This is a genomic window from Streptomyces olindensis (assembly GCF_040645895.1).
Taxonomy (GTDB): domain Bacteria; phylum Actinomycetota; class Actinomycetes; order Streptomycetales; family Streptomycetaceae; genus Streptomyces; species Streptomyces olindensis.
The window spans coordinates 26,297-45,724 of the sequence record NZ_JBEYZD010000073.1 but is presented as its reverse complement, the minus strand read 5'-3'; the positions used below and the strand labels follow the sequence as shown (position 1 = coordinate 45,724).

17 protein-coding genes are annotated in these 19,428 nt (G+C 73.6%); 7 read left to right on the top strand and 10 right to left on the bottom strand.

Translation table 11 applies throughout. The features are described from left to right. Positions 1-94 precede the first annotated feature (94 nt). Complete coding sequence (locus ABZ948_RS33365) at positions 95-1,213, bottom strand: glycerate kinase (RefSeq protein WP_359765930.1); 1,119 nt, start codon at positions 1,211-1,213, stop codon at positions 95-97. Positions 1,214-1,415: 202 nt separating this feature from the next. Here ABZ948_RS33365 and ABZ948_RS33360 point away from each other — a divergent pair, with 202 nt between their 5' ends. From ABZ948_RS33360 to ABZ948_RS33345, 4 genes are all read left to right on the top strand, one after another. Then, positions 1,416-2,486, top strand: coding sequence for an ADP-ribosylglycohydrolase family protein (locus tag ABZ948_RS33360; RefSeq protein ID WP_359765922.1), 1,071 nt, complete (start codon positions 1,416-1,418; stop codon positions 2,484-2,486). A gap of 215 nt (positions 2,487-2,701) precedes the next feature. Next, complete coding sequence (locus tag ABZ948_RS33355) at positions 2,702-2,881, top strand: hypothetical protein (protein ID WP_359765921.1); 180 nt, start codon at positions 2,702-2,704, stop codon at positions 2,879-2,881. A gap of 27 nt (positions 2,882-2,908) precedes the next feature. Next, on the top strand, positions 2,909-3,403 hold the full coding sequence (locus ABZ948_RS33350) for an NUDIX domain-containing protein (protein ID WP_359765919.1): 495 nt from the start codon (positions 2,909-2,911) through the stop codon (positions 3,401-3,403). A gap of 73 nt (positions 3,404-3,476) precedes the next feature. Next, positions 3,477-4,202, top strand: coding sequence for an SIR2 family NAD-dependent protein deacylase (locus tag ABZ948_RS33345; RefSeq protein ID WP_359765917.1), 726 nt, complete (start codon positions 3,477-3,479; stop codon positions 4,200-4,202). 28 nt (positions 4,203-4,230) lie between these two features. Here the strand turns inward: ABZ948_RS33345 and ABZ948_RS33340 are convergent, their stop codons facing one another. Together ABZ948_RS33340 and ABZ948_RS33335 are read right to left on the bottom strand one after the other, a co-directional pair. Then, complete coding sequence (locus ABZ948_RS33340) at positions 4,231-4,716, bottom strand: methylated-DNA--[protein]-cysteine S-methyltransferase (RefSeq protein ID WP_359765915.1); 486 nt, start codon at positions 4,714-4,716, stop codon at positions 4,231-4,233. An 8-nt stretch (positions 4,717-4,724) separates the two neighbouring features. Beyond that, complete coding sequence (locus tag ABZ948_RS33335) at positions 4,725-6,194, bottom strand: AlkA N-terminal domain-containing protein (RefSeq protein WP_359765928.1); 1,470 nt, start codon at positions 6,192-6,194, stop codon at positions 4,725-4,727. 142 nt (positions 6,195-6,336) lie between these two features. Between ABZ948_RS33335 and ABZ948_RS33330 the strand changes: the two genes are divergently transcribed. Both ABZ948_RS33330 and ABZ948_RS33325 read left to right on the top strand, forming a co-directional pair. After that, positions 6,337-6,699: an ArsR/SmtB family transcription factor gene (locus ABZ948_RS33330; RefSeq protein ID WP_359765913.1), complete on the top strand. Its 363-nt coding sequence runs from the start codon at positions 6,337-6,339 to the stop codon at positions 6,697-6,699. A 25-nt stretch (positions 6,700-6,724) separates the two neighbouring features. Then, entirely contained in the window at positions 6,725-8,035 is a 1,311-nt protein-coding gene (locus ABZ948_RS33325) for an MFS transporter (RefSeq protein WP_359765926.1), read from the top strand. Here ABZ948_RS33325 and ABZ948_RS33320 read toward each other — a convergent pair. Together ABZ948_RS33320 and ABZ948_RS33315 are read right to left on the bottom strand one after the other, a co-directional pair. Next, positions 7,929-11,819 (bottom strand): glycoside hydrolase family 2 TIM barrel-domain containing protein, encoded by a 3,891-nt coding sequence (locus tag ABZ948_RS33320; protein ID WP_359765911.1) that lies wholly within the window; start codon positions 11,817-11,819, stop codon positions 7,929-7,931. The two genes, ABZ948_RS33325 and ABZ948_RS33320, sit on opposite strands and share 107 nt — an antisense overlap. A gap of 204 nt (positions 11,820-12,023) precedes the next feature. Next, complete coding sequence (locus tag ABZ948_RS33315; protein WP_359765909.1) at positions 12,024-12,854, bottom strand: alpha/beta fold hydrolase; 831 nt, start codon at positions 12,852-12,854, stop codon at positions 12,024-12,026. A gap of 153 nt (positions 12,855-13,007) precedes the next feature. Between ABZ948_RS33315 and ABZ948_RS33310 the strand changes: the two genes are divergently transcribed. Next, positions 13,008-15,053, top strand: coding sequence for a SpoIIE family protein phosphatase (locus tag ABZ948_RS33310; protein WP_359765907.1), 2,046 nt, complete (start codon positions 13,008-13,010; stop codon positions 15,051-15,053). Positions 15,054-15,137: 84 nt separating this feature from the next. Here ABZ948_RS33310 and ABZ948_RS33305 read toward each other — a convergent pair whose 3' ends face one another. The 5 genes from ABZ948_RS33305 to ABZ948_RS33285 form a co-directional block, all read right to left on the bottom strand. Next, positions 15,138-15,587 (bottom strand): DUF7144 family membrane protein, encoded by a 450-nt coding sequence (locus ABZ948_RS33305; protein WP_359765905.1) that lies wholly within the window; start codon positions 15,585-15,587, stop codon positions 15,138-15,140. 33 nt (positions 15,588-15,620) lie between these two features. Continuing rightward, positions 15,621-16,091, bottom strand: coding sequence for an SHOCT domain-containing protein (locus ABZ948_RS33300; RefSeq protein ID WP_359765903.1), 471 nt, complete (start codon positions 16,089-16,091; stop codon positions 15,621-15,623). A gap of 174 nt (positions 16,092-16,265) precedes the next feature. After that, entirely contained in the window at positions 16,266-17,156 is an 891-nt protein-coding gene (locus ABZ948_RS33295) for a YhjD/YihY/BrkB family envelope integrity protein (RefSeq protein ID WP_359765901.1), read from the bottom strand. Between the two features lie 3 nt (positions 17,157-17,159). After that, positions 17,160-18,572, bottom strand: coding sequence for a hypothetical protein (locus ABZ948_RS33290; RefSeq protein ID WP_359765899.1), 1,413 nt, complete (start codon positions 18,570-18,572; stop codon positions 17,160-17,162). Positions 18,573-18,613: 41 nt separating this feature from the next. Beyond that, positions 18,614-19,249 (bottom strand): HdeD family acid-resistance protein, encoded by a 636-nt coding sequence (locus tag ABZ948_RS33285; RefSeq protein ID WP_359765897.1) that lies wholly within the window; start codon positions 19,247-19,249, stop codon positions 18,614-18,616. Positions 19,250-19,428 lie beyond the last annotated feature (179 nt).

The window sequence follows — 19,428 nt, the reverse complement described above, 5'->3', positions numbered from 1 at the left end:
GACGACAGCGACCTCTCGGGTGACCAGGGCGTCACCGACCCGACGCCCGAGCCGGTCGAGGCGCAGGTGCCGGGTGGCCGCGAGGCCGCCCGGCTCAGGTCAGGAAGTCCTTGGCGATGCGCTCCGCCACGCGTTCCAGGATCGGGCCCGCCTCCGCGATGCACTTCGCGACGTCCGGCTCCGCGTCCGTCAGGGGGTAGGCCCGGCGGATTCCCGCCCGGCCCAGGGCCTCCGGGGGCAGGGCGAGGCGGCCGCAGACCGCGACGACGTCCTTGCCGGCGGCACGGGCGGCGGCGGCGACCCCGGCCGGGGCCTTGCCGTGCAGGGTCTGCTCGTCGAGGGAGCCCTCGCCGGTGATCACCAGCTCGGCGCCGTCCAGCGCGGGGGCGAAGCCCAGGACGTCGAGCATGACCTCGATGCCCGGGCGGAAACCGGCGCCCAGCAGCAGGGCGCCGTAGCCGATGCCGCCGGCGGCACCCGCGCCCGGGGCGGCCGCGTACTCGGCGGCCTCCGGACCGGCCGGGCCCTGAAGCACCTCCGCGAAGTGCGCCAGGGCGGCGTCCAGGGCGGCCACGTCGTCCGGGGAGGCGCCCTTCTGCGGGCCGTAGACCGCGGGTGCGCCCTTCGGGCCGGTCAGGGGGTTGTCCACGTCGCTCGCGAGGATGAATGCGATCTCGGTGAGGCGTGGGTCGAGGCCCGACAGGTCCGCGGTCGCCAGCTCGGCGAGACCGCCGCCGCCCGGGGGCACCGGCTCCCCGTCCGCGTCCAGGAACCGGGCGCCCAGCGCCGACAGCATCCCGGCGCCGCCGTCCGTGGTGGCGCTGCCGCCGACCCCGAAGACGATCGTGCGGGCACCCGCGTCCAGGGCGGCCCGCAGCAGCTCGCCGGAGCCGTACGTGGACGCCGTGAGCGGTGCGAAGACCCCGGCGGGCAGCCGCTGGAGTCCGCTGGCCTCGGCCATCTCGACGACCGCGGTGCCCTCGCGCAGCGCGAACGCCGCCGTCACCTCGTCGCCGAGGGGGCCGGCGACCCGCACCTCCCGGCGCTCGAACCCGGCCGCGACCGCCGCGGCCACCGTCCCGTCACCGCCGTCGGCGACGGGCAGCGCCTCGACCTCCAGGTCCGGCACGACCCGGCGCAGCCCGGCCGTCACCCGCTCGGCGACCTCCACGGCCGTCAGCGACCCCTTGAACTTGTCCGCGGCGACGAGCACCCGCCGCGTCCTCCGGGTGCCGCTCCCTGCAGCGTCCGCCACTTGCACTCCCCTTGCTCTCCGGGCCCTCACGCACGTCAAGGCCAGTCGCGCCGCAGCGACCTTAACCGGAGGACGCCCCCGCCGTCAGCCCGTGCCCATCCCATGGACCTGAGGGTCCTCGCCCCTTGGGCACTCTGCGGGAAACGGGTAGACGACATGCATGACCCTCGTCGACAACGAGACGGCACTGGCCGACCGCATCCTCGGCGGCTGGACGGGCCGCATCGCGGGAAACATGCTGGGCAAACCGGTCGAGCAGGGCGAGCTCTGGACGCGCGAGCGCATCGACCGATACCTCAGACAGGCCGCCGCCCTGCCCCTGACCGACTACCTGCCCGAGCCCACCGGCGACCTGGAAATCGCGCTGCGCCCCGAATGGCGCCAGTGCGTCCGCGGCCGCATCCACGGCAGCTGCCGTGACGACGACGTCGACTACGCGATCCTCGGCCTGGACCTTCTGGAGACCCACGGCTTCGGCTTCAGCACCGAGCAGGTCGGCGACCTGTGGCTGCTGCGGCTGCCCTACCTCCAGACGTTCACCGCCGAGCGCGCCGCGTACCGCAACCTCGCGGGCGGGCTCAAGCCGCCGCTGACGGCGACGTACGACAATCCGTACCAGGAGTGGATCGGTGCGCTGATCAGGGCCGACATCTACGGCTGGACCTGCCCGGGCGTGCCGCGCCGGGCCGCCTCGCTGGCCCGGCGGGACGCGGTGCTGTCGCACACCGGCAACGGCGTCTACGGGGCGATGTGGGCGGCGGCGCTGATCGCGGCGGCGTTCACGGCGCCCACCGTGCGGCACGCCGTCGACGAGGCCCTCGCCGTGATTCCGGCGAGCAGCCGCCTGGCCCGCACGGTACGGCGGGTGACCTCCCTGCACGAGGCCCGGATGTCCTGGGAGGACACGCTCACCACGCTCTCCGAGGAGACCAGCGGGATGGGCTGGATCCACGCCGTCCCGAACGCGGCCGTCCTCACCGCCGGCCTGCTCTACGGCGACGGCGACTTCACCCGGACCATCACCCTGACCGTCCGCGGCGGCCTGGACACCGACTCCAACGGTGCGACGGCCGGTTCCGTCGCGGGCGTGTTCGGCGGGGCGGCGGCCATCCCGGACCAGTGGAAGGCGCCCCTGGAGGACACGGTCCGCAGCGCGGTTTTCGGCTTCGACGGGGTGCGGATCAGCGAGCTGGCGGAGCGGACGGTGCGTCTGGCGGCGTCCGCGGCCTGACGCCTGCGAACCGGCCATTCACGGGCCGGTCTGGGCGGTCGGGGCGGCCTTCCGGTTCGGCACTGCGCGGCAGCGGCTACACCCTGCGCAAGGCGATCCCGCTGCCCCTCGGCACCGAGCCGAGCGAGCGTCTGGCCACGCTGTTCTCCTACGAGAACGGCGGCAAGGGCTGCGTCATCCTCGACAACAACGTCGGCCGGGCACAGTACATGTACGTGCAGGTCTGCAAGGTCGGCGGCACCGCCTGCGACCCCGACTCGGGCAACTTCAGCGAGTACGCGGGCCCGGTGTACGTCTCCAGCTTCGCCTGCGCCCCGGTGACCGCGAAGATGGGCTCGTCCGCCGGCAACCTCTACATCAACTACAAGTCCAGCTACGTCTTCCCGTGCGGATGAGGCCGGGCCGGTGGTTACCCTGCATCGATGACCACCACTCCTGACTTCGCCGCCTACATCGCCTCCCTGCCGCGCGTCCTGGCCGGTGCCGCCGCGCTGTTCCGGGACGGCGAGGGCCGTGTCCTGCTCGTCGAACCCAACTACCGGGAGGGCTGGGCGCTGCCGGGCGGCACCGTCGAGTCCGACGACGGCGAGACCCCGCGGCAGGGCGCGCGTCGCGAGACCGCCGAGGAGATCGGCCTGGACCGTGAGCTCGGCCGGCTGCTGGCGGTCGACTGGGTGCACGGCACCGGCCGTCCGCCGCTCGTGGCGTACCTGTACGACGGCGGGGTGCTCGGCGAGGACGACCTCAAGGCGATCCGCCTCCAGGAGGAGGAGCTGCTCTCCTGGCGGCTGGTCCCGCGCGAGGAGCTGGCCGAGTACCTGCCGGGCGCCCTCGGCCGCCGGGTGCTGACCGGGCTGGACGTGCTGGCGGACGGCTCGGGCCCGGCGGAGCTGGAGAACGGCCACCGGGTGTCCTGACCGGCCCCGCCCGGGCCGCCACCGCTCGATATCCGCTCGCAACCCCGGCGGGGCCCGGCCTACGCTCGGTGGCATGGCCAAGCCACTCGTCGCGCTTCTCACCGGTGCCGGTATCAGCACGGACTCCGGGATCCCGGACTACCGCGGGCCGAACGGGCTGTGGCGGCGGGACCCGGAGGCCGAGAAGCTCGTCACGTACGAGTACTACATGGGCGACCCGGAGATCCGCCGCCGCTCCTGGCGGATGCGGCGCGAGAACCACACGCTGCGGGCCGAGCCCAACGCCGGGCACCGCGCGGTGGCCGAGCTGGAGCGGTCCGGGGTGCCGGTGCGGGTGATCACGCAGAACGTGGACGGGCTGCACCAGCTCGCCGGGATGCCCGACCGCAAGGTGCTCGAACTGCACGGCACGGCGCGCGGTGTCGTGTGCACCGGCTGCCACGCGCGCGGCTCCATGGAGGACGCGCTGGCGCGGGTCGAGGCCGGTGAGGACGACCCGCCGTGCCTTGAGTGCGGCGGGATCCTGAAGTCGGCGACGGTGATGTTCGGCGAGCGGCTCGACCCCGTCGTCCTCGGCGAGGCGGCCGCCATCAGCAAGGCCTGCCAGGTGTTCGTCGCCGTCGGCACGAGCCTCCAGGTGCAGCCCGCCGCCGGCCTCGCCGGTGTCGCCGCCGACCACGGCGCCCGCCTGATCATCGTCAACGCGGAGCCGACGCCGTACGACGACCTCGCCGACGAGATCGTCCGCGAGCCGATCGGCACGGCCCTGCCGGAGCTGCTGCGCGGCCTCGCTGCCTGAGAGCACCGGCTGGGCGTCGGGCGGTCGTTCACGCGAAGAGTGCGGCGCCCCGCTCGAAGTCCAGCAGGCGCTGCTTGCGCTCCAGGCCGCCGCCGTAGCCGGTCAGGCTGCCGTTCGCGCCGATGACGCGGTGGCAGGGGACGATGATGCCGACGGGGTTGCGGCCGTTGGCGAGGCCGACCGCGCGGGAGGCGGCGGGGGTGCCGAGGGCCTCGGCGAGCTGGCCGTAGGTGCGGGTCTCGCCGTACGGGATGCGGCGCAGCTGATCCCAGACGGTGCGCTGGAACGGGGTGCCGGTCAGGCGCAGTTCGACGGTGAACTCCTCCAGCTCGCCCGCGAAGTAGGCCCGCAGTTCTTCCTCCGCCCGCGCGAAGAGGGTGTCGTCGCGCGGGCCGAAGCTCTCCTGCGGCGGGCGGTGGCGCTGCCCGGTCATGTAGAGGCCGCACAGGACGCCGTCGTCGGCGACGAGGGTCAGGGGGCCGTACGGGCTGTCGGTCACGGTGTGCTGCTTCATGAACGTCCTTATTCCGGAAGGAAGTTGATGGGGTGGCTGTCGGTCGCCCAGAGGTACTGGACGGCGTAGGCGCGCCAGGGCCGCCAGGCCGCCGCGCGGGCGGTGAGGGCGGCCGGGGTCGAGGGCAGGCCCAGGTCCCGGGCGGCGCGGCGGACGCCGAGGTCGGTGGGGAGGAAGGCGTCGGGGTCGCCGAGGGCGCGCATGGCGATCACGTCGGCCGTCCAGGGGCCGAAGCCGGGCAGGGCGAGGAGCAGGTCGCGGGTCTGCGGCCAGTCGCTCTCCACGCCCAGCCGGAGGGAGCCGTCGGCGAGCCGGCCGACCAGGGTGGTGAGGGTGGCGCGGCGGGTGCGGGGCATGGCCAGCGACTCGGGGTCCACCGCCGCGAGTGCCTCGGGGGACGGGAACAGGTGGGTGAGGCCGCCCTCGGGGTCGTCGACCGGGTCGCCGTGCGCGGTGACCAGGCGGGCCGCGTGGGTGCGGGCGGCGGCGGTGGAGACCTGCTGGCCGAGCACGGCCCGGACGGCGAACTCCGCCTCGTCGACCGTGCGCGGCACGCGTCGGCCCGGCGCCTTGTCGACCAGGGGGGCGAGGACCGGGTCGGCGCGCAGCTGGTCGTCGATGGCGACCGGGTCCGCGTCCAGGTCGAGCATGCGGCGGCAGCGGCTGATGGCGACGGTCAGATCGCGCAGGTCGCTGAGGGTGAGGCGGCAGGCGATGTGGTCGGGGGTCGGGGTGAGGGCCGCGATGCCGTGGCCGTAGGGCAGCCGGAGCGTGCGCCGGTAGGCGCCGTCCCGCCACTCCTCCACGCCGGGTACGGCGGTCGCGGCCAGGTGGCCGAAGAGGTTGTCGAGGTTGAGGGGGGCGCGGAACGGCAGGCGCAGGGTCAGGGCGCCCGCGGTGGCGCCGGTGCTCCGCTTCGGCGCCCGGGTCCGCAGCTCGCTCGGGGACAGGGCGAAGACCTCGCGGACCGTGTCGTTGAAGGTGCGGATCGAGGCGAAGCCGGCGGCGAAGGCGATCTGCGCCATCGGCAGGGCCGTGGTCTCGATGAGCAGCCGGGCCGTCTGGGCGCGCTGCGCGCGGGCGAGCGCGAGAGGACCGGCGCCCAGCTCGGCGAGCAGCTGGCGTTCGACCTGCCGGGTGCTGTAGCCGAGCCGGCCGGCGAGGCCGGGCACGCCCTCGCGGTCCACGACACCGTCGGCGATCAGCCGCATGGCGCGGGCCACGAGGTCGGCGCGCACGTTCCACTCCGGGGAGCCGGGGCTGGTGTCGGGCCGGCAGCGCTTGCAGGCCCGGAACCCGGCCTGCTGGCAGGCCGCCGCGCTCGGGTGGAAGACCATGTTCTCCGGCTTGGGCGGCACCACCGGGCAACTGGGCCGGCAGTAGATGCGGGTCGTCAGGACGGCCGTGAAGAACCATCCGTCGAACCGCGCGTCCTTGGACTGGACCGCGCGCACGCAGCGCTCGGTGTCGGTGTGCATCCCCATCTGCATGCGTCCAGCATCGGGGACCGGCGGGCCGGGGTCTGGCGAGAATCCGACATCGACCTGATCGTGCAGCACCCCCGGCAAGTACAGATGAAGATTCATTCATGTGTTCGTGCGGGGCCGGTACGATGACGTCATGGGTCATGGAGCCGTCATCCCCGCGCAGGACGCAGCCGAGCGCGTACGTCTGGACGCGGACAACGTCGCGAAGGTCGCCACCACGCTCCAGGCCCTGTCCACACCGTCCCGGCTGCTGATCCTGGCGCGGCTGCGGGAGGGCCCGCTGCCGGCCACGGAGCTGGCCGCCGAGGTGGGCATGGAGCAGTCGGCCTGCTCGCACCAGCTGCGGCTGCTGCGGAACCTGGGCCTGGTGGTGGGCGAGCGGCGGGGCCGCTCGGTCGTGTACGCGCTGCACGACCACCATGTGGCCGAGTTGCTCGACCAGGCGGTGTACCACGTGGAGCACCTGCGCCTGGGCATCAGTGACACCGCGGAGTGAGACGCCCCCGGCGTCCGCGCGCCGGATGTGGCCGCTGTACGCGGCCGGTTTCACCACCGCCTTCGGCGCGCACGGCATCGCCGCGAACCTGGGCGGCTCCGGCGCCGACGCGGTCACCTCGCTGCTGGTCCTCGGCGGGCTGCTGGCGCTGTACGACGGGGCGGAGGTGCTGCTGAAGCCGGTGTTCGGCACGCTGGCCGACCGGGTGGGGGCGCGGCCCGTGCTGCTGGGCGGTCTGCTGGCCTTCGCCGCCGCGTCCGCGCTGTACGCCCTGGCCGGCTCCCCGGGGTGGCTGTGGGCCGCCCGGCTCGGGCAGGGCGCGGCGGCCTCGGCGTTCTCCCCGGCGGCCGCCGCCCTGGTGGCCCGGCTGAACCCGGCGGCGAAGCACGGGCGGGCGTTCGGGAGTTACGGCTTCCACAAGTCGGTCGGCTACACGCTCGGCCCGTTGCTCGGCGGGCTGCTGGTGTGGGCGGGCGGGCTGCGGCTGCTGTTCTGGGTGCTGGCGGGGCTGGGTGCCGGGGTCGCCGTGTGGGCGCTGGTGGCCGTGCCCGTCGTGGCGCCCCTCCCCCGGGCCCGGCAGACCGTGCTGGACCTGGCGCGGCGGCTGGCCGACCCGGTGTTCCTGGGCCCGACGGCGGCTTTGGCCGGAGCGACGGCCGCGCTGTCGGTCGGGGTGGGCTTCCTGCCGGTGTCGGGTGCGGCGGCCGGGCTGGGCACGGTGGCGACGGGGGCCGCGGTGTCGGTGCTGGCGGCCTGCGCGGCGGTCGTCCAGCCGCGTGCGGGGCGGGCCCTGGACACCGGCCGGATCACCCCGCGCGCCGGGCTCACCGCCGGCCTGCTGCTCACGGCGGCCGGTCTCGCCGCGGCGATGCTGCCGGGCCTGGCGGGGCTCCTGCTCGCCGCCGCCCTGATCGGCACGGGCACCGGTCTGATCACCCCGCTCGGCTTCGCGGCCCTGGCCTCGTCCACCCCGCGGGAACGCCTCGGCCAGACCATGGGCGCCGCCGAGCTCGGGCGGGAACTGGGCGACGCGGGCGGCCCGTTGCTCGTCGCCGGGGTGGCCGCGGCGACGACGCTGACGTACGGGTACGGGGCTCTGGCCGTGCTGCTGGCGGCGGGTCCGGCGGCGGTCGCCGCGGCGGCCCGGGTGCGGCGGCGGGTAGGCCGCCCGGACGGCGCACGGCCGGGGAGCCGTATCCGCTCCCCGGCCGTGTCCCGGTCCGCTGCGCCTACTGGGCCGCTGTCGGGCGGCGCGAGAGCGCCATCGCGTCGGTCACGTCCGTCAGGGGGCGCAGCCGGTAGGTGTACGCGTAGTCGCGGTTCGCGAACAGCTTGAACTCGTCGTGCGGGTGCGCGCCCCAGCTGTCGTCCCCGCCGACGCCCGTCTGCCGGTGGTTGACCCGCAGGACCACCGCGTCCCGGGGGGTGAGCTGGTAGTCGTGGCGGGCGCCCACCGACAGGTCCTCGGGGGTGAAGTGCGAGGCGTTGACCTCCAGCAGCGGCTCACCGGAGACGAGCAGTCCGCGTCCGGCGGAGTCCGTCAGCGCGGCCCAGCGGACGTCGGTCTTGTTGCCGTTCTCCTGGGGCCGCAGGTAGGGGGTCCACTGGTCGGAGACGGTGCCGGAGTACAGGCCCACATCGGTGGCGTTGTTGCGGTCCCACATGTTCTCCTCGGGGCCGCGGCCGTAGTAGTGCAGCCGGTCCAGGCCGCGCGGCAGGAACAGCAGGGTGCCGACCTCGGGGATGTACGGCAGGTTCGCCGCGCCCGGGTGCAGGGTGTTGTCGACCCTGATCTCGCCGTTGCCGAAGACCGTGTAGGTCGTGCTGAACGTGGACTCGGTGCCGGTGGGCAGCGTGCCCGTGATGGTGATCTCGACGGCCCGGTCGCTCAGCGGGCGCACCCGTACGTCCGCGACCTTCCGCTTCGCCCCGGCGTCGCGCCAGACCTGGTTGCGGATGTGGTGGCCGTTGCCCCGGTCGTTGTCGGTGGGCGCCCGCCAGAAGTTGGGGACGGGCCCGGAGCTGATGAGGCGCGTGCCGGCCGCCTCGTACGAGGTGATGGTGCCGCTGCTCTTGTCGACGGTGACGGAGAAGCCCTTGCCCTTGACCGTCACGGCGGTGTCGTCGTCGGTGTGGCGCAGGGCGGGCACGCTGCCGAGCGGTGCCGGCTTCACGGCCGGGGCGCCCGCGTCCAGGGCGAGCTGCTGCTTGGCCACCTCGAAGCCCGCCCTGGCCCACGGGGTGGCTTCCCTGGTGGTGAAGGAGAGCTGCAGGAAGAACTCCGTGCCGGGCGCGGGCTTCGCCGGCAGCCGGACCGGGATGTCGATGTCCTTGGCGGTCAGCGGTGCGACGTTCAGCTGCTCGCGGGTGAGCCGGCCGCGCTGGATCACCTTGCCGTCGGCGACGAGGGACCAACGGCCGTCGAACTCGTCGAGGCGGGTGAAGAGGTACTCGTTGGTGAGGGTGACGGCGCCGGGGCCGCCGGAGGCCGGGGCGGCGTTGATCGCCTGGTAGATCTGCTTGACCTCGGCGGACTTGCCGGTGAGCCTGCGGTCGGGCAGGACGATGCCGTCCCCGGCGAAGGCGCCGTCGTTGGGGTTGTCGCCCCAGTCGCCGCCGTAGGCGTGGAACGTCTTGTCGCGCGGGCGCTTCTCGGTGAAGCCGACGGTGGCGGCGTCGAACCAGAACCGCACGCCCTCGTCGTCCGGGCCGCGGCTGTCGGAGGCCAGTTCCGCGGCGCTGAGCGCGCGGGCGTAGACGCGGGCCCGGCGGATGGTGCCGCTGAACTCCCGGGTGGGGTTGTCGACGTCGGTGGCGAGCGCCAGGGACGCGGTGTTGTCGGTGGGACGCCGGGTGGTGGTGCGGGTGCCGCGCACCTGGCCGTCGACGTACAGGGTGAGGGTGCCCGCGTCCGCGTCGAAGACGCCGGCGACGTGGTGCTCCTTGCCCGTCCAGTCGTCGGGCAGCGCCCAGCTCGCGGTGACCCACTGGCCGCCGCCGTGGATGAAGAACTCCAGGTTCCTGTTGGTCTGCTTGAGGGCGTACTGGGTGTCGCCCTTGGCGAGGATGGGCTGGTGGCCGTAGGGCACGTCCGGGGTGACCCAGGCCTCCAGCGTGAGGGAGCCGGTGAGGTCCAGACCGGGGTCGCGAGGGAAGACGGTGCCGCCGGAGACGCCCTTGGCGCGGTCGAAGGTGCCGGCGGGCGCGATGATCTCGCCGCGCAGGGAGCCCGGGCCGGACTCGGTCAGCAGCTTGCGGGTGGGGGTGGGCCAGCTCAGGGACTGGTCGACGAAGTCCCAGATCCAGCCGCCCTGGAGGACGTCGTAGCGGCGGACGATGTCCCAGTACTTCTTGAAGTTTCCGTTGGAGTTCCCCATCCCGTGCGAATACTCGATCATCACGTACGGGCGGGTGTCGCGGGTGTCCTTGGCGCGCTGTTCGACCCGCTGCGGGCTGTCGTACATCTCGGAGCGGATGTCGCTGATGCCCGGGCGGTCGTCGCCCTCGTACTGGATGACGCGGGTGGGGTCGTAGGAGCGGATCCAGTCGTACATGGCGTTGAACGTGGTGCCGCCGCCGGCCTCGTTGCCGAGGGACCAGATGACCACCGAGGCGTGGTTCTTGTCGCGGTGGACCATGTTCTGGGCGCGCACCACGCACGCCTCGGTCCACTCCGGGTGGCCGCTGCCGGGGTACCTGTCGCGGATGCCGTGGGTCTCCAGGTTGGTCTCGTCGACGAGGTACAGGCCGTACTCGTCGGCGAGTTCCAGCCACAGCGGGCTGTTGGGGTAGTGCGAGGTGCGGACGCTGTTGATGTTGAGCCGCTTGATGATCCGGATGTCCTCGACCATCTGCGCGCGGGTGAGGGCCGAGCCGGTGACGGGGTGCATCTCGTGCCGGTTGGTGCCGCGGAAGGACACCGGTTCGCCGTTGATGCGCATCAGGCCGTCCTTGAGCGCGAACTCGCGGAAGCCGACCCGGTGCGAGAGGGTCTCGACGACCTTGCCGGCCGGGTCGCGCAGCCGCAGCACGGCCGTGTAGAGGTTCGGGTGCTCGGCCGACCACAGCTTCGGCGAGGGGACGGCTCTGGACGCCTCGGCCGTGGCCTCGTCGCCGTCGGGCACGTCGACGGGCCGGCTCAGGGGCCGGGACCAGACGGCGTGGCCGCGGTCGTCGTACAGCTGGGTCTCGACGGTGTAGCGGCCCGCGCCCTCGCCGCCGTAGTCCCGGACGTGGGCGGTGACCTTGAGCTCGGCGGAGGTGTAGCCGTCGGCCAGCGGGGTGTCGAGCTTGAAGTCGCGCAGGTGCACCGAGGGCGTGGAGTACAGGTGGACCGAGCGGAAGATGCCGCTCAGCCGGATCATGTCCTGGTCCTCCAGCCACTCCGCGTCGGAGTAGCGGTAGACCTCGACGGCGATCTGGTTGGTGCCCGGCTTGAGGTGGCGGGTGATGTCGTACTCGGCGGAGGTGTAGGAGTCCTCGTGGTAGCCGACCAGTTCGCCGTTGATCCACACGTAGTGGGCGGACTTCACGCCCTCGAAGTGCAGGAAGGTGCGCCGGCCTCTCCAGTCGCGGGGGACGGTGAAGGTACGGCGGTACTGGCCGACGGGGTTGTAGCGGGTCGGGGCGGCCGGCGGCTGCGCGTCCTCGCCGCCGCCGTTGGGTCCCCACCAGGGATAGGTGATGTTGACGTAGATCGGGAAGTCGTAGCCGTGCAGCTGCCAGGCGGAGGGCACGGGGATGGTGTCCCAGCCGGAGTCGTCGACGTCGGTGCGGTGGAAGTCCGGGTCCCGGTCGTCGGGCCGGTCGGCGTAGGAGAACTTCCACGTGCCGTCGAGGCTCAGCCGGTACGGCGAGCGCGTGCGGTCGCCCTTCAGGGCCTGACCGAGGTCGGCGTACGGCATGAGCGTGGTGTGCGGCGGCTCGGTGCCCACCCGGTACACCGACAGGCCGTCGTTCCACTCCGGGGGGCCGTCCGCCGCCGGGCGCCGGGCGGCCGCGTACGCCGTGCCGGGCGACGCGGACAGGGCGAGCGCGCCGAGCACGGCGGCGCCCCCCTCGAGCAGACGACGACGGCTGACGACGGGCCGGTCGGCGGGAGTGGGGTGGGGGTGCGGCATGACCGTGGCCTTCCTCGGTTCGACAGGGTGCTGCACGGACTGAGGGCACGTCAGGTGCGGTCCTCAACTACCCACCCGTGATGGGTGTTTCTGTTGAGAATCGTGTCAACTGACGGTGACGGAGCAACTGCTGAGCAGGCACACCCTAGGACTCGAACACAACCGAAGCAATGACCCCGTCGGACTTTGTGCGGTCCTGATGGTTCAGCGGGAGAGGAAGGCGAGAACCTCGCTCGTCAGCCGGGCCGGCGCGTCCAGCGGGACGAGGTGGCCGGCCTCCGGGACCGGCACCAGCCGCGCGCCCGGGATCAGGGCGGCCAGTTCCTGTCCCTTGGCGAAGGGGATCCAGGTGTCCTCGGTGGCCCAGCAGACCGTGACCGGCAGATCGATCGTGGGGTACAGCGGCTGGATCTCGTCGGTGTAGCGCTGGTCGGCCTGCGCTATCTGGCGGTAGAAGGCCGCCTGGCCCCGCTGCCCCGTCCACGGCCGGACCAGGGCGTCGAGCGCGGCCGGGCGCAGTCCGATGTGGCTCGCGGACGTGACGTACTCGCGCACCAGGGCCTGGTGCAGCGCGGCCGGCAGCTGCTCGAAGACGTGGCTGTGCTCCCCGACCAGCCGGAAGAAGGGCGAGCCCCACGGCTCCAGGGCCACCGGGTCGACCAGGGCGAGCCGCCGGTAGCGGGCGCCGTGCAGCAGGTGGGCGCGCAGTGCCACGCACCCGCCGAAGTCGTGCGCGACGACGGACGGCTCCCGCAGCCCCCAGTGGGCGAGCAGCTCGGTGAAGACGCGGCCCTGGGCGCCGAGCGAGATGTCCTGGTCCGGGTGCATCTCGGAGGTGCCGTAGCCCGGCATGTCCCACACGTGCACGTGGTATCCCGAGGCGGCGAGGGCCGGGGCGATCCCGTGCCACACGTACGACGAGAACGGCGTCCCGTGCAGCAGCACGACCGGCTCGCCGCCCGGGTCCCCGAACCGGTCCCAGCGCACGGTCCCCGATGCGCTGGCCAGGCTCTCCCGCAGTATCCAGTCGCTCAAGACGCCACTCCTTCTCTCGGTGAACGGACCCTCGGTTTTTTGTCATTTCGGCGCGACAGTGTCGCGCCTCCGACCGTAATGTGACCTCATCGGACAGCCCGAGCAACGGATCTTGGCGGTACCTTTTGCCGCGCCGGAAGGGGAGCGGCTCGCATGAACGGGTATGCGACGTCGGATCGCGACGCCGTCACGGCCGCACCCGGCGGGCTGCTGGACCTGCTCAAGGTCGCCGCCGTGGTCCTGGACGGGACCGGGCACATCGCCCTGTGGAGCCCCGAGATCGGGCAGCTCCTCGGCTACAGCGCCGAGGAGGCCCTGCGGCAGCGCGCCGACACGCTCCTCGTCGCACCCGAGAACCGCCACCGCGGCAGGGAACTGTTCGCCCAGGTCAGCTCCGGTGCCCGGTGGGCCGGTGTCTTCCCGCTGCGGCACCGCGACGGCACGGAACGCGCCGTGGAGTTCCGCACGATGCGCCTCCTCGACAGCGAGGGGCAGCCCCATCTGCTGGGCCTCGCCACGGACGCGACGACCGTACGGAACGTGGAGCGGGACCTCGCCCTCTCGCACAGCCTGGTCAACCAGACCCCGCTCGGCATCGCCGTCTTCGACAACGACCTGCGCTGGGTCGGTGTGAACCCCGCGCTGGAGCGCATCAACGGCGTACCCGAGGAGGCCGTGCTGGGCCGCCGAATCGGCGAGGTGCTACCGGACCTGGACGTGGCGGCCATCGAGGCCCGGATGCGGCACGTCCTGGAGACCGGCAGGCCCCTGCTCGACCAGCAGACCATCGGCCGTACGGCGGCGGACGCCCAGGACCGCGCCTACTCCGAGTCGTACCACCGCATCGAGGACACCGACGGGCGGGTGCTGGGCCTCGCGATGGCCGTCCTGGACGTCACCGAGCGCCAGCAGGCCTCGGCCGAGGTCGCGCAGGCCCGCCAGCACCTGTCGGTGATCGCCGACGCCGGGGTGCGGATCGGCACCACGCTCGACCTCCGGCAGACCGCCCGGGAACTGGCCGAGGTGGTCGTGCCGCAGCTGGCCGACCTGGCGGCGGTGGACGTCCTGGAGTCGGTCGTGGCCCACGGCACCATCGCGCCCGTGTCGGGCGGCGCCCCCGCCGAGTTCCGGGCGCTGGCCGTCGCGGCCGGCTATCCCACCGACGCCATCCACGCCGCCGATCCGGTGGGCGAGCTGGCCACGTACGGATCGTCGCGGGTCATCACGCAGTGCGTCCGCCGGGCCCGCCCGGTGCTCGTCGAGCGCGTGGATCCGAAGATGCTGCGGCGCCTCGCCCGGGACGCGCGGGCCGCCCAGGCCCTGCACGAGGCCGGGGCGCACTCCTACCTGGCGCTGCCGCTGATGGCCCGGGGCAAGGTGCTCGGCACGCTCTCGCTGTACCGGACGGTCAACGAGCGTCCCTTCGACGACCAGGACCAGTTGCTCGCCTCGGAACTCGCCGCCCGCGCCGCGATCTGCATAGACAACGCCCGCCTCTACGGCCGGGAGCGCGGCACCGCCCTGACCCTCCAGCGCAGCCTGCTCCCGAGCACGCCCGCCCAGCGGGAGGGGCTCGACATCGCCGCCCGCTACCGACCGGCCCTCAGCGAGGTCGGCGGCGACTGGTACGACGTGCTGCCGCTGGGGCCGGGGCGCACCGGCCTCGTCGTCGGGGACGTGATGGGCAAGGGCGTCCAGGCCGCCGCGATCATGGGGCAGCTGAGCACGGCGACGCGGGCGCTGGCCCGGCTGGACCTGCCGCCCGCCGAACTGCTGCGGCACCTCGACGACATCGCCGGCTCGCTCGGCGACGCCATCGCCACCTGCGTGTACGCCGTGTGCGACCTGGAGCGCGGCACCTGTGCCCTGTCCAGCGCGGGCCATCTGCCGCCCGTGCTCGCCGGGGCGGACGGCAGCGCACGGCTCGTCGACGTGCCGGGCGGCGTGCCGCTCGGGGTCGGAGGTGTCGATTTCGGCACGGTGGAGGTGGAGTTCGCGCCGGGCTCGCTGCTCGCCCTGTACACCGACGGGCTGGTCGAGAACCGCGGGGAGCCGATCGACACCGGTCTGAGCACGCTGACCCGTCTGCTGACGACGGCGGGTCCGAGTCTGCAGCGCACCAGCGACAGCCTCCTCGGCGCGCTGAGCCCGGAGCCCGACGACGACGTGGCCCTGCTCCTGGTCCGCGCGCGGGCCTAGAGGGCCTGCTCGATCACCCCGCTGCGGGGCGGGTGAGCCCCGGCGCGAGGCGCGCGACCCGCGGCCAGTCGGCGGCCGGTCTGCTCACGGATTGCCCGGTGGCCGTTCGAACGGCTCCCAGGCGTCGTCCTTCCGCACGGTGCACAGGGCCCAGATGATGAACCCCGACATCGCGATCATCACGACCGACCAGACCGGGTAGTACGGCAGGGAGAGGAAGTTCGCGATGATGACGAGCCCGGCGATGGCCACGCCGGCGACGCGCGCCCACGTCGACGCCTGGAACAGCCCGAAGCTGACGATCACGGCCGCCACGCCCAGGAACAGGTGGACCCAGCCCCAGCCGCTGAGGTCGAACTCGAAGACGTAGTTGCGGGTGGTGAGGAAGACATCGTCCTCGGCGATCGCCGCGATACCGCGCAGGATGTCCAGGATCCCGGCGATCATCAGCATCACGGCCCCGAAGACCGTCAGACCGACGGCCCATTCGCGTTTGGCTGTCGAGGGCGCGTGTGTGGGGTGTGTGGCGGTCATCCTGGTGCCTCGTTTCTGCTGCGTCCGGCGCGTTCAGCGACCGGAGGGGGAGGTGACGGTGCCCGAGGATCCCGAGGGGGCGGAGCCGCTCAGCACCAGTTCCTTCGCCCTGCGGAACTCCTCGTCCGTGATGTCGCCGCGGGCACGGATCTCGGACAGCCGGGAGAGTTCGTCGACGCTGCTCGACCCGCCGCCACCGCTGCGGGCGGTCTGCCGTACGTAGTCGTCGAAGGCCTGCTGCTGTTCGCGCGCCTGGGCCACTTCCCGGCGGCCCATGTCCTTGCCGCGGGCGACGACGTAGACGAACACGCCGACGAAGGGCAGGACGATGCAGAACACCAGCCAGCCGGCCTTCCCCCAGCCGCTCATCGAGTCGTCCCGGAAGATGTCGAAGACGATCCGGAAGAGCAGGACGAACCACATGATCCACAGGAAGAAGACCAGCATCGTCCAGAAGGCGCTCAGCAGCGGAAAGTCGTACGCCAGGTAGGTCTGCGCACTCATGTCACTCCTCCGTCCCGGGCGCGGCCCGGCAGCCGCTCCGTGCTGTTACAGCGTGCTTCGCGGCCGACGGGGGCCGCCTCACCCGGGACGGGTGAGCGTGCCGCCGGCCCGGGTCGGGTCAACGGCCGTCCGCCGGACGGTGCCGGTCAGCGGCCGTCCGCCGGACGGTGGCGGTCAGCGGCCGTCCGCCGGACGGTGGCGGGCGGCGGGCAGCCTGCGGAACCGGGGGGCGGCGAGCAGCCCGCGGTACCGGGCGGTCGAGGCGACGCTCTCCCCGAGCGCCAGGCCGCACACGATGCCCAGGAAGACGGCGATCAGCCAGGACAGGAAGGTGAAGACCGGGCCGAGAGCGCCGAATTCCGCCAGGCTGCGGTCCATCGCCGTGGGCAGTACGAGCGGGGCCACCCGGCTCAGGCCGACCGTGGTCGCCGCCGCCAGGACCGCCCCCGGCAGCAGGGGCCCCCATCCGACCCGGCCGCCCAGCAGGAGGTGCTGGGACCACCACCACAGCAGCGTCGACGACAGCAGCGACAGCACCAGCCCGGCCACCGGGCCGCTCCCGAACCCGTCGCGCAGCGGCGCCTGGACGAGCAGGTAGGCCAGCCAGCCGAGCAGCCACAGCGGCCAGCGCCAGGCCGCCGCGCGCAGCGGGGCCCGGGGCAGGCGCCAGCACCTGAGGCAGACCGCCTGGAGGGCGCGGGTGAAGGCGGTGGCCGAGACGAGGGCGACCACGACGCCGAGGGCTCCGACCGAGTTCCGGGTGGGCCCGGTGGCGGCGAAGGTACGGCGGATCTCCTCCAGGGTGTCACCGCGTACACCGAGGACCGCCCGCAGGGAGTCGATCAGGAGGTCCTGCACGCCGCTCGGTGCGAACGCCGCCACCGTCATCAGCAGGGGCAGCGCGGTGAGGAACGCCTGGGCGGCCAGCCTGACGGCCCCTTCCATGATGTTGAGCGCGGTCAGCCTGGGCAGCAGCCGGGCCGCCGGGCCCGACCGCAGGCTCGCCGAGAGCCGCTCCGCCCTGGATCTGCGGGACGGCGGAGGCGGTGCGGGCGACCCGGGCATGGGTCACGGGGCGGGCGCCGGGCCGGGGCGGGGCGGGGCGGGGGTGTGGGTGTGGGTGTGGATGGCGTTGGCGGCGAGCGTTTCCAGGATGATCAGGACGGCCAGGGCCACGCCCACGACGAGCGCCACCGCGCCGACCGTCGGGTGGTTCCAGAGGACCAGGGTCAGGGCTGCCGCGCCGATGACGATGCCCGTGGTCCAGGAGCGGTGCTCCGCGAGGGCCCGTCCGGCCGCCCCGGTGCGCAGCCCGGCGGTGGAGAGTCCCCGTCCGGCGGCGCCGGTGCCGCGCCGGGCGAGGCCCCGGACGGCTCTCGCCCCGCGCCCGGGACCGTAGAGGTACGCCGTCAGCGCGGTGATCACGGCGACCACGAGGAGGGTGCTGGTGCTGTCGCGCAGGAAGCGGACGAAGGTGTCGTAGATGACGGCGGCGGCGTCCGGGGGCAGGGTGGAGCCCGGCACCGCGTCGAGGTAGACCCGCCGGACGACGGCCAGCGCGACGAGGAGCAGCACCATCATCACGCCCACGCCGACGGCCGTGACCAGCAGCATCAGCCGGTGCCGGGGAGCGGTCCACACCGCCAGGGCGGCCAGGGCGATGGTCAGCACGGGCAGCCAGGTGCCGACGATGTCCAGCAGCCGCATCGCGTTCTGGGCGCTGTCGAGCTTCTCGGTCTCGAACAGCGTGACGGTCCGGTCCGTGTCCGGGATGGCCGCGGCCTTGTCGAACCCCGCGTCGACGAGGCGCTGCCGTACCTCGTCCACGGCCTGCCCGAGATCGAGCTGGATGGTGTCGCCGGTGGCGCGCAGGGTGCCCTCGCGCTCGCCGGTCAGCATGGTGACCACGGCGGCGTGCGCCCGCTCGTTGGCGCCCTCCCACGCCTGCTGGAAGGCGTCACTGGTGATGACACGGCTGATGGTGCTGTCCACGACACCGCGGACGGCGGAGCGCAGCGGCCCGGCGAGGGACTCGGAGGCCTCGACCACGCCCGGCGGTGCTCCGGCCTCCGCGAGCGTCCGCGTCAGGGCGTCCGTGACCGCTTCGACGTCCACGGCGGCCACGACACGGTCGGTGAGCCGGTCCGTCACGACTTCCTGGACGGCGGGTTCCGACGCCAGCGGCGCCACGGTCTGCACGTAGCGGCCCGTGTCGGAGACCTCGTCGTCCACCCAGGCGGCGACGACGGACAGCGGTGCGAGCAGCAGCGCCAGGACGAGCAGCACCACCGCGCCCGCGCTGCGCAGCCGCCGGTGGCGTACCCCGGCGGCCCGGCGCAGCCGCTCGTACTCGTCGTGTTCCGCCGCGCTCAGGACGCGGCCGGAGCCCTCGGTTCCCGGTCCTTCGGTTCCCGGTCCTTCGGTTCCCGGGCCCTCGGTTCCCTCCGGGGGCGGCGGTACGGGGCCGTGGCTCGGTGCCATGGTTCCTCCTCGGGCTCGGGCGCCGGGCAGCGCCAGCCGGTTCATCCGGCGGCGGCTCTGCGCAGCGCTGCGCGCCAGGCGAGGGCGAGCCCCGCCTCGGCGAGGCCGAGCAGCACCAGCCACAGGCCGAGCAGCCGGGTCAGCGCCCGGGCCGACTCCGCGGGCAGGGCCAGTACGACGACGCCCGCGACGAGGGCGAGAACGGCGGCGCCGAGGACGAAGCCGCGGTGCGGCAGGTCCGGAGCGGCGAGGGCGTGGTAGAGCGTGAGCATGCCGGACACCAGCCAGACCAGTCCGACGATCAGGGACAGCGCGGTGATGGTCTGGAGCGGGTTGCGCAGGCACAGCACCCCGGCGAGGACGTACAGCACGGCCAGCAGCAGGCTGGGCAGGCGGTGGCCCTGTTCCCGCCGGGCGAAGGTCTCCACGAACCGGAAGGCCCCGGCCGCCAGCAGGTACAGGCCGATGAGGACCGCCACGACGTGCAGGGTCGCCTCCGGCCAGACCAGGAGCAGGATGCCCGGCACGAGGGTCGCGACCGCGGAGGCGAGGATCCACGTCCAGGAGCGGCCGAGGGCGGCCAGGACCTCGGCGGGGTCCGCCGCGCGAGGGGGCCCGGGGCCGTCCGGCTCGTACTGCGCTCCGGTGCCCGGTGCCCGGCCTGGCGACGTGGTCATCGCTTCTCCTCCTGCCCGACGGGAGACCCCGGGGCCAGCGTCGCGCGCGCCGCCGGTCGTCCGGGTCACCCTCGGCGGGTGATCCGTCCGCGCCGCCGGGGCGGTGAGGTGGTAGACGCCCCGCACCGGTTGCCCGGGGCGGGGCAGGACCATCAGCGGGGAAGGACCGTCCGGGTGCC

Bases quoted from the DNA above. Each gene is read 5' to 3' on its own strand.
- ABZ948_RS33360 (WP_359765922.1), top strand. From the start codon at position 1,416: ATGACCCTCGTCGACAACGAGACGGCACTGGCCGACCGCATCCTCGGC.
- ABZ948_RS33350 (WP_359765919.1), top strand. From the start codon at position 2,909: ATGACCACCACTCCTGACTTCGCCGCCTACATCGCCTCCCTGCCGCGC.
- ABZ948_RS33345 (WP_359765917.1), top strand. From the start codon at position 3,477: ATGGCCAAGCCACTCGTCGCGCTTCTCACCGGTGCCGGTATCAGCACG.
- ABZ948_RS33340 (WP_359765915.1), bottom strand. From the start codon at position 4,716: ATGAAGCAGCACACCGTGACCGACAGCCCGTACGGCCCCCTGACCCTC.
- ABZ948_RS33335 (WP_359765928.1), bottom strand. From the start codon at position 6,194: ATGCACACCGACACCGAGCGCTGCGTGCGCGCGGTCCAGTCCAAGGAC.
- ABZ948_RS33330 (WP_359765913.1), top strand. From the start codon at position 6,337: ATGGGTCATGGAGCCGTCATCCCCGCGCAGGACGCAGCCGAGCGCGTA.
- ABZ948_RS33325 (WP_359765926.1), top strand. From the start codon at position 6,725: ATGTGGCCGCTGTACGCGGCCGGTTTCACCACCGCCTTCGGCGCGCAC.
- ABZ948_RS33320 (WP_359765911.1), bottom strand. From the start codon at position 11,819: ATGCCGCACCCCCACCCCACTCCCGCCGACCGGCCCGTCGTCAGCCGT.
- ABZ948_RS33310 (WP_359765907.1), top strand. From the start codon at position 13,008: ATGAACGGGTATGCGACGTCGGATCGCGACGCCGTCACGGCCGCACCC.
- ABZ948_RS33305 (WP_359765905.1), bottom strand. From the start codon at position 15,587: ATGACCGCCACACACCCCACACACGCGCCCTCGACAGCCAAACGCGAA.
- ABZ948_RS33300 (WP_359765903.1), bottom strand. From the start codon at position 16,091: ATGAGTGCGCAGACCTACCTGGCGTACGACTTTCCGCTGCTGAGCGCC.
- ABZ948_RS33295 (WP_359765901.1), bottom strand. From the start codon at position 17,156: ATGCCCGGGTCGCCCGCACCGCCTCCGCCGTCCCGCAGATCCAGGGCG.
- ABZ948_RS33290 (WP_359765899.1), bottom strand. From the start codon at position 18,572: ATGGCACCGAGCCACGGCCCCGTACCGCCGCCCCCGGAGGGAACCGAG.
- ABZ948_RS33285 (WP_359765897.1), bottom strand. From the start codon at position 19,249: ATGACCACGTCGCCAGGCCGGGCACCGGGCACCGGAGCGCAGTACGAG.